This window comes from Shigella sp. FC1967, assembly GCF_001743005.1.
GTDB lineage: Bacteria > Pseudomonadota > Gammaproteobacteria > Enterobacterales > Enterobacteriaceae > Proteus.
Genome location: NZ_MIIZ01001060.1, coordinates 1 through 1,085 on the forward strand (window position 1 = coordinate 1; position 1,085 = coordinate 1,085).

Consider the following 1,085-nt stretch of genomic DNA (forward strand, 5'->3'; position numbering starts at 1 on the left):
TCTAAGCAAATTCGCCTTATATCTGTCCGTTGGTGTTTGGGGGGGGGTATGGAGTGTTCTCAGGAATCTATGGATACTTAAATCTAAGGAAAATATTAAAGTTAAAGAGAGCTAATGAGGAATCCAGGGATTAATTACGGCTCACATGGTTCTGCTATTGGCGTAGCTTTGGGGACGGTTTATGGAAATCAATAACTGGGTGGGTATGTTTATATATACATTTATGACAGTTGGCGCTGTGTTTATTGCGCTTCCAACAGGGATAAGATGTATATACGTTGGATGCGTGGCTTTATTCAAACATTGGGTGATCAAGTTCGATAATAGGAGCAGGCTTACTATCTATGCGAGAACTTCATTAGAAATGATTCTTGCAGGAATATTCTGTGTGGCAGCGTCTATTTGGTTTCTGTTCTTCGATAAAGGAGGGCACCTATTCCATTACCCAGCGGAAGTGATGAGGTTCTTCTCCGGAACATAAAGCGGGTGATGCTGGTGCCGGTTGTGGCTGACCGATGCCAGAGGCCAAGTGGTTTTGAGAGGTATTTATGCAAAACCTGACAAAGATTGAAAGGGTGCAGCGAACGTTAATGAACATAGGATTAGCTGTATTGGTAAGTGCGTTCATTATGGGGGCGGTAGATTACTTTCTACTAAAAGAAAAAATAATCCTGTATGTAAAAATAGGTGCGTTTTTAGGGGTGGTATTGACCATTTCCAGCATAATTCTTGTCGTTGTAGGTAGTTTTCATGACAAGGGAAATGGCAACAAGTGAGTGGCACCTGATAATGCTGGCATTGGTCCTGCCTACACCAGCGGCCAAGTGGTTTGGAAGGCGAGCTACAGCCCGTTCGGTAAGGCCAGCGTTACGACCCAGGGGCCGACCTTCAACTTGCGGTTCCCAGGGCAGTATTACGACGCGGAGACCGGGCTTCACTACAACTGGCGGCGCTACTACGACCCGAACACCGGGCGGTACATCACCAGCGACCCGATAGGGCTGGCTGGTGGGATTAACACCTATGCGTATGCGCTGAGCAACCCTATGTCCAATACCGACCCGACAGGAGAGTTTGCTTGGGGG

The 1,085-nt window shown here is 46.9% G+C and carries 2 protein-coding genes; both read left to right on the forward strand.

Going from position 1 to position 1,085, the window contains the following annotated elements; translation table 11 throughout:
* Positions 1 to 548 precede the first annotated feature (548 nt).
* Positions 549 to 776, forward strand: coding sequence for a hypothetical protein (locus BHE89_RS18295; RefSeq protein ID WP_069369966.1), 228 nt, complete (start codon positions 549 to 551; stop codon positions 774 to 776).
* A partial coding sequence (locus BHE89_RS18300; protein WP_458694239.1) for an RHS repeat-associated core domain-containing protein occupies positions 777 to 1,085 on the forward strand: 309 nt, incomplete at its 3' end.

What these genes read in the sequence shown, in the direction of transcription:
- BHE89_RS18295 (WP_069369966.1), top strand. Translation starts at nt 549, where the DNA reads ATGCAAAACCTGACAAAGATTGAAAGGGTGCAGCGAACGTTAATGAAC.